Genomic DNA, 5908 nt, shown 5'->3' with positions numbered 1-5908 from the left:
CCCGGCCGCTTCTCGCCACCCTCTCTGCAAGTGGGAGGGAGGGCGGCCGTCATTGCTTTGACGAGCTTCAAAATGGGTTTGGTTCTCGGCCATAACGGGGGATGCCAGGTCTTCCAATCACTTCTATTTGCCTGACGAGACGCCTATATTCGCAGCTCCAGTTTCCCGGGAATCTTTCATGATCGTTGTTCGCACGCTTACCGCATTGCTGGTCCTCTTGGCTGCGGCTCAGGCGCTCGCGCAGGACCGCCGCGTACCGGCCTCGGCGGCCGAGGTGAGGCTTTCATATGCGCCGATTGTTCAGCGGGTGCAGCCGGCCGTAGTGAATGTTTACGCAGCCAAGGTCGTGCAAAGTCGCAATCCGCTGCTCGACGATCCGATCTTTCGCCGGTTCTTCGGTGTGCCCGGCCAGCAGCCCGAACAGATGCAGCGCTCGCTTGGATCGGGCGTGATGGTGGACTCGTCCGGTCTGGTTGTTACCAATAACCACGTCATCGAAGGCGCCGATCAGGTCAAGATTTCACTGTCCGACAAGCGCGAATTCGAGGCCGAGATCGTTCTGAAGGATAGTCGGACGGACCTGGCCGTATTGCGCCTGAAACATTCACACGAGAAATTCCCCACGCTCGATTTTGCCAACTCCGACGAATTGCTGGTAGGCGACGTGGTGCTGGCGATAGGCAATCCTTTTGGCGTTGGGCAGACCGTTACCCACGGCATCATTTCGGCGTTGGCGCGCACGCAAGTCGGCATCACCGACTATCAGTTCTTTATTCAGACCGACGCGGCGATTAATCCCGGCAATTCCGGCGGCGCTTTGGTCGACATGACCGGCAAGCTCGCCGGGATCAATACAGCGATCTTCTCGCGCTCGGGCGGTTCGCAAGGCATCGGCTTCGCGATCCCCGCCAATATGGTGCGGGTGGTGGTTGCTTCCGCGAAGAGCGGTGGCAACGCCGTCAAGCGGCCATGGCTTGGTGCACGTTTGCAAGCAGTGACGCCTGAGATCGCCGAGACACTGGGGCTCAGGCTTCCGACCGGCGCCCTGGTCGCCAACGTCGTTCCGAACAGCCCGGCCGCCCGGGCGGGGCTGAAACCGTCCGATCTCGTCATCGCCGTCGACGGTCAGACCGTCGAGGATCCGAACGCATTTGACTATCGTTTTGCGACCCGCCCGCTCGGCGGCACGGCGCAAATCGAAGTCGCGCGAGGCGGCAAAACCCTGAAGCTCGCGGTGCCGCTCGAAACCGCGCCCGATAGCGGCCGCAACGAAATCGTGCTGACCGGACGCTCGCCATTTCAGGGCGCCAAGGTCGCAAACATCTCACCCGCATTGGCGGACGAACTGCATCTCGATTCTGATACTGCGGGTGTCGTGATCACTGATTTGGCCGATGGTCAAACAGCAGCCAATGTCGGATTTCAAAAGGGCGATATCATTATGGCTGTCAACAATCAGAAGATCGCCAAGACCGCGGACCTTGATAAGGTCGCGCGCGAATCCGCCCGGCTCTGGCGCATTACGTTGGTGCGCGGGGGCCAGCAGATCAACGTCACGCTCGGCGGATGAGCCCGAAGCGACCACGCGAAGCTGCTAACCTGTTTGCTGCCGCGGGAATGGAGGCAGATGCGCCGCATCCGCTTCCCGACAAATTGCGGCCGCGCACCCTGTCGGAGGTGGTGGGGCAGGATCACATTCTGGGACCTGACGGCGCGCTGACGCGGATGCTCGCGACGCGGACCTTGGGATCACTGATCTTCTGGGGTCCGCCGGGCACGGGCAAGACGACGGTCGCGCGACTTCTGGCGGATGCGACCGAACTTCACTTCGAACAGCTCTCGGCGGTGTTTTCCGGAGTTGCGGATTTGAAGAAAGCGTTCGATGCGGCCCGTGCGCGGCGCGAGACCGGCAAGGGTACGTTGTTGTTCGTCGACGAGGTGCATCGCTTCAATCGCGCGCAGCAGGATTCGTTCTTGCCTGTGATGGAAGACGGCACTGTGGTGCTGGTCGGCGCTACCACTGAAAATCCGTCGTTCGAACTCAATGCGGCGCTGCTGTCGCGGGCGCGCGTCCTGGTATTTCATTCGCTAGACTCGGACGCGATCGAAAAGTTATTCGCCCATGCCGAAAAGATCGAAGGCAAAAAGCTGCCGCTCGACCAGGAAGCCCGGGCGGTGCTTGTCCGCATGGCCGATGGTGACGGCCGCGCCGCGCTCACGCTTGCCGAAGAAGTCTGGCGCGCCGCACGCGAAGGTGAAACCTTCGATGCCGCGCAGTTGCAGGACATCCTGCAGCGCCGTGCACCGATCTACGATAAATCCGCTGACGGGCATTACAACCTGATCTCGGCGCTGCATAAATCGGTGCGCGGCTCCGATCCCGACGCTGCCCTGTATTATCTCGCACGCATGCTGGATGCGGGTGAGGACCCGTTGTTTCTGGCGCGGCGCGTGGTGCGGATGGCCGTTGAGGACATCGGTCTTGCCGATCCGCAGGCTCTGGTGATTTGCAACGCCGCCAAGGACGCCTATGACTTCCTCGGTCATCCCGAAGGCGAACTCGCTATTGCGCAGGCGGTGATCTATCTCGCGACAGCTCCGAAGTCGAACGCCGCCTACAAGGCGTTCGGCGCGGCGATGCGCGCAGCCAAGGAAGGCGGGTCGCTGCTGCCGCCGAAGCACATCCTGAATTCGCCGACCGGGCTGATGAAATCGGAAGGCTATGGCAGCGGCTACGAATACGACCATGATGCGCCTGACGCTTTCTCGGGTCAGGATTACTTTCCAGAAGCGCTGGGTCGCCAGACGTTTTACGATCCGCCGGATCGCGGCTTCGAACGTGAGCTCCGCAAGCGTCTGGACTATTGGGCCAAGCTGCGCCGTGAGCGGGGAAGCAAGTAGTCGCTAACTCTCTACTTGCCGGTGGTAGCTTCGTCGCTTGCAGTCCCTGCAGTGAGGATCGGGCGGCGTAAAGCGATGTGTCAGTCCCGAAATAGGCCTTCTCGGCATCGCCCGAATCCTCTCCATTCAGATCGTAGATACCGGATAGGAGGATTGCACCGGCAAGGCCACCATCTCCGACTTTTTGAAATTCAGGATGTGACACGTAGGTAGCGACATGCACCGCGCCGGCGGAATGCCCCATCAGGAAGATGCGTTTGGGATCGCCTCCACGGGCAGCGATGTAGTCCGAAGTCCACTTGACTGCCGCGCCCAAATCCTCCGCGGCTGCAGGCCACGGCGATTGTGGCGCCAGCCGATAGGTGGTGTTGACGCCGATAAAGCCGTTCTTCACCGCCCACAGCATGACGTTGTCGTAGAACGGGCTATTTCCGGTTCTCTTGTTGCCTGCGACGAAGCCGCCGCCATGATTGCGCTCGGCGGCACCATATTTGATGTCCCGCTCGATCCTGACCGCCGGATAGGGTTCTTTTTGCTGTAGCGGCGCGTAGAGCTGAGCGGTCTTCGGGGGATCGATTACTTGACCCACCTCCAACAGTTTCCAGGCGATCTCCTCCGGAAACGGGGTTTGCTGGGCCCAAGCTGCGCTTACGACCACTATCGCGGTGACCGTCAAAGCCGATTTTCCTAGCGTCATCCCATACTCCCGATTCCCAGGTGCTTGGCCCAACATGGCCCGGTCCCGAGCCCGGATTTGTAGCGATTTCGCCGTGACGATTGGATGGTTTTGCGCTACGCAACAGCCGACATTGGAGCTGCCGTAAATATGAGCCGTCGTATCAGGAGACCCCTTGCGAAGTCCCGCGCTTCAGGGGATCGCCCGAGGGGTGCACCTCCGTACCGGGGCTTGCAGGCGCAGCGGCCGCAGGCGTATCGGCCGGGCGGCAAACCCTCGATACCGGTGTCCGCGCCCGCCGCGAAGGCGCAACCCGAAACTCCCATTGCTGCGCCCGAGCCGCCAGCACTGCCGAGCAAAGTTCAAACCCTCGTCGTTACCGCCGATGAGAATAACATGCGGGTTGACCGGTTTCTCGAGGCGCGGTTTCCGGGATTGTCGTTCTCTCACATCCAGCGCATCGTCCGCAAAGGCGAACTGCGCGTCAACGGCAGGCGCGCCGACAGCAAGGACCGGCTGGAAGAAGGCCAAAGCGTTCGCATTCCGCCGCTCAGGCTCGATGTGCCTAAAGCCCCAGGACACTTATCGGAAGCGGCAACCCGGACGCTTCAGTCACTGAAGGAAATAACGCTTTACGAAGATGCCGATGTGATTGTGTTGAACAAGCCTGCCGGACTTGCGGTCCAAGGCGGTTCGGGCACGACGCGGCACATCGACCAGATGCTTGAAGTGATGCGCGACGCCAAGGGTCAGAAACCCCGGCTGGTTCATCGTCTCGACAAGGAAACCGCGGGCTGCCTGCTGGTCGCGAAAACACGGTTCGCGGCGACCGCGCTCACGGGATCATTCCGCCACCGGTCGGCGCGCAAAATTTACTGGGCTCTGGTCGCGGGTGTGCCGAAGCCGAAACAGGGCAGGATTTCGACCTATCTCGCCAAGGAAGAGGGCGAGGAAGACACCATCATGCGAATCGCGGCGCATGGTGACGAGGGCGCCAGTCATGCCGTCACGTATTATGCTGTGGTGGAGACCTCGGCGCAGAAGCTCGCATGGGTATCGCTGAAGCCCGTCACCGGGCGGACTCATCAATTACGGGCGCACATGGCGCATATCGATCACGCCATTGTCGGCGATCCCAAATATTTTAATAAGGAAAACTGGCAGCTGCCCGGAGGCTTGCAGAAACGACTGCATCTGCTGGCCCGCCGGATTGTAATACCTCATCCGCGCGGCGGGGTTATCGATGTCACCGCCCCGCTGCCGCCGCATATGCTGCAGTCGTGGAACCTGCTCGGGCTGGAGGCCGACAGGTTTGATCCGATTGAGAACGCGCCTGAAGAATAATTTATTTGCGCTTTGGTGAGGGATGACGACATACCCTTCATGAAACTCGCAGCGACTATCCTCTTCGCAGCCGCCGTCATGTTGGCGAGCGTTGCTTCGGCGCAAGTCCTGCCGCCGGGCGGTTCGCAATTCAACCCACCGATGCCACCACCACCGCCGCCTCCGCGGATTGAAGTCCCTGTCGTGCCGCAGATGGATGCGCCGCCGCGGCAGAGCTACGCGCCCGCGCCGAGGCCGTCCTTCAGCGATCGGATCAACAGCTGTCTTGATGACGCCGCGGCCAGCGGGCTGGGACCTAACGAGCGCTCAGCCTATTCGCGGTCTTGCGCAAATTAGCGACGCGCGCGCTGCTTTCTTTGCAGGTGCGCGTGGCTTAATGTTGCGTATCAGATAGAAGAGAGAAACCGTAACGCGCATGCGTGAGTTGTTCGAGCAAGCATCCGAAACATCGCCGCTCGATCCGGAGGAGGCGGTGCGGCGCGCCGCGCGCACACCACAGCGCAAGCGTTTCTACTCGAACGCTGCCGTGACAGCGACGACCGGCGGCTTCGCGGTGACACTTGATGATAGACCGATCCGAACGCCTTCGGGGCGGCAGGTGATCGTGCCCGTCCAGGAGATCGCCGACGCCATCGTGGCGGAATGGCAAAATCAGAAGGAATTCATCGAGCCGCTGACCATGCCTATGACGCGGTTTGCCAACAGCGTCGTGGACGCCGTGGTCGACCGCGTAGATGCTGTAACGGATGATATCGCGAAGTATTTTGAGACCGATCTGTTGTTCTATCGAGCCGGCCATCCCGAGGCGCTGGTGGCGCGTGAGGCCGCGCATTGGGACCCAATAGTGTTCTGGGCCGCCGAGACGCTCGGCGCGCATTTCATCTTGGCGGAAGGCATCGTGCACGTTCGTCAGCCGGAATCCGCGATCGCCGCCGCGCGAGCCGCGCTACCTCACGATGCATGGTCGCTTGCGGCGCTGCACGTCAT

Annotated in this window: 4 protein-coding genes and 1 pseudogene; 4 read left to right on the top strand and 1 reads right to left on the bottom strand. The window is 61.2% G+C overall.

The genetic code is table 11. The features are described from left to right. Nucleotides 1-178 precede the first annotated feature (178 nt). Together VJV58_RS15400 and VJV58_RS15395 are read left to right on the top strand one after the other, a co-directional pair. On the top strand, nucleotides 179-1570 hold the full coding sequence (locus VJV58_RS15400; protein ID WP_324138227.1) for a DegQ family serine endoprotease: 1392 nt from the start codon (nucleotides 179-181) through the stop codon (nucleotides 1568-1570). Beyond that, complete coding sequence (locus tag VJV58_RS15395; protein WP_324138226.1) at nucleotides 1567-2901, top strand: replication-associated recombination protein A; 1335 nt, start codon at nucleotides 1567-1569, stop codon at nucleotides 2899-2901. Before VJV58_RS15400 ends, VJV58_RS15395 begins: the two co-directional genes overlap by 4 nt. Before the next feature lie 70 nt (nucleotides 2902-2971). Here the strand turns inward: VJV58_RS15395 and VJV58_RS15390 are convergent. After that, nucleotides 2972-3598 (bottom strand): annotated as a pseudogene (locus VJV58_RS15390) (alpha/beta hydrolase); the annotation flags it as partial. 129 nt (nucleotides 3599-3727) lie between these two features. Here VJV58_RS15390 and VJV58_RS15385 point away from each other — a divergent pair. Both VJV58_RS15385 and VJV58_RS15380 read left to right on the top strand, forming a co-directional pair. Continuing rightward, nucleotides 3728-4921 carry an RluA family pseudouridine synthase gene (locus VJV58_RS15385; protein ID WP_324138225.1) on the top strand — a complete coding sequence of 398 codons (1194 nt, stop codon included), beginning with the start codon at nucleotides 3728-3730 and terminating at the stop codon, nucleotides 4919-4921. A gap of 415 nt (nucleotides 4922-5336) precedes the next feature. Beyond that, nucleotides 5337-5908: ATP12 family chaperone protein (locus tag VJV58_RS15380; RefSeq protein WP_324138224.1), on the top strand; the 572-nt coding region annotated here is incomplete at its 3' end.

The sequence above is a fragment of the Bradyrhizobium sp. genome (genome assembly GCF_035273305.1).
In the GTDB taxonomy this organism is placed as follows: Bacteria; Pseudomonadota; Alphaproteobacteria; order Rhizobiales; family Xanthobacteraceae; genus Bradyrhizobium.
Note: the sequence above shows the minus strand (reverse complement) of the source record. Positions and strands in the feature narration are given on the sequence as shown.

Coding starts and splice junctions, on each gene's coding strand:
- VJV58_RS15400 (WP_324138227.1), top strand. CDS start 179: ATGATCGTTGTTCGCACGCTTACCGCATTGCTGGTCCTCTTGGCTGCG.
- VJV58_RS15395 (WP_324138226.1), top strand. CDS start 1,567: ATGAGCCCGAAGCGACCACGCGAAGCTGCTAACCTGTTTGCTGCCGCG.
- VJV58_RS15385 (WP_324138225.1), top strand. CDS start 3,728: ATGAGCCGTCGTATCAGGAGACCCCTTGCGAAGTCCCGCGCTTCAGGG.